This is a genomic window from Gammaproteobacteria bacterium (assembly GCA_003696665.1).
In the GTDB taxonomy this organism is placed as follows: Bacteria; Pseudomonadota; Gammaproteobacteria; order Enterobacterales.
On sequence record RFGJ01000662.1, the window covers coordinates 1 to 1,418 of the forward strand.

Genomic DNA, 1,418 nt, shown 5'->3' on the forward strand with positions numbered 1-1,418 from the left:
AGTTGCGGATATGTCCATATAAGTGGTTTGCGCCACTCGAATATGATCCAATATACAGTCGTGTCGGCGTCCCAGTAGCCGCTGCCGTTGGGTAGGCTGTGTTCGTTGGAATTATCCCATCCGCAGCAACATAGTGCGTTGCGCCGCCCGGATTGACCACAGCGGCGGCACGGTGAACGTTGCCGTCCCCAACCTGCGCGGTGTTTGACCAACCGCCCGCCCCATTCTGAGCGCCAGCCATACCAGCGGTGTTGATAACCATAGAATCGTATAGCTGATCGGTCGCCCAAATATATTGAGTTATGTTAGAAAAAAGTCCAAGCACGTCAGTATCTAAAATAATCGTCCTCTCGGTCTGAGCCGGATAGATATTTCCAGGCGCAGGGATGGATAACATGTCCACCGCCCGCGTCACTGTGGTTGTGGTGGTGGGGATGTAGGATGTGGCGAAGGGGAGTGCTTCGATTTGTGCGCCCCAAACATAAATAGCAGTTGCGCCTGTGCCGATGTAAAGGCCGGGTGTGGCACTGTTATATACATAGATGAGCACTGAAGTCAGTCCGGTTTGGATCGTATAAGTGACGCTGCAACGATAGAACCCGTTCGCTGCAGCTTCGATTTTCGCCGTCACCCCTGTTGCAACCGTGCCAACTTGACCATTGGCAAGGTCGAATGGTGTGTGTAGATAAGAAACGCCGTCGCGGATTGTCAATCCAGCCCATGACTGTGTCCCGGCCTTCAAGTAAACAGAAAACGTAATCGTCTCACCAGCGTTTGCAGTAATGCCGCCTTGAGCAATGTTCTTCCATGTGTTGGCCGCGTCCTCTTTTAGCCCATCAGCCGTCATACTCCCATCAGGAGCAGCAATAGCATTAGCAATGATTGGGGTAGCGGCGTCGAGGCCACTCTTAGTCCAATTTGCGCTATCAAACGCTTCGCTATCCAATAACAGGTTCGTGCTGCTACCTTCCAGCAAAAGCCCGATTCCTCCATCCGCCATGCGCTCGAAGGCGGGGAATCCAGCGGGCGCACCCGTGACCTGTCCGGTCAGTGGGTCAATGTAAGTCTTGCGAGACGCGCGGCTGTAGCTGGAAAGGCCACGATACTTGCCAGCAAAGCGCCAGAGTGCGAACTGCACCACCGGCGTGCCGGTCGGGTCGGCAAGCAAAGAGCTATATTCCAGCGTGACGGTCGTGGCAGTTGTCGCCACAATCGGGTATTGCTCGCCGTTGATGATGGCATATTGCCCGGCAGCCACGCCGTCCGGCACCGCTGTAAACGTCACGGTCACCGTGCGCAGCAGGCCAACCCAACCCGCTACGTCCGTCGCCGCCGGGATGGCCGCGCTGGCCGTAGCCGCTGCGAACGGCATCAGTTCGATTTGGTCAAGCGGCAGGTTGACCAGCGGCGAGGCGATA

At 56.1% G+C, this 1,418-nt stretch carries 1 protein-coding gene; it reads right to left on the reverse strand.

Going from position 1 to position 1,418, the window contains the following annotated elements; translation table 11 throughout:
* On the reverse strand, nt 1-1,418 hold a 1,418-nt coding region (locus tag D6694_15795), incomplete at both ends, for a hypothetical protein (protein RMH32836.1).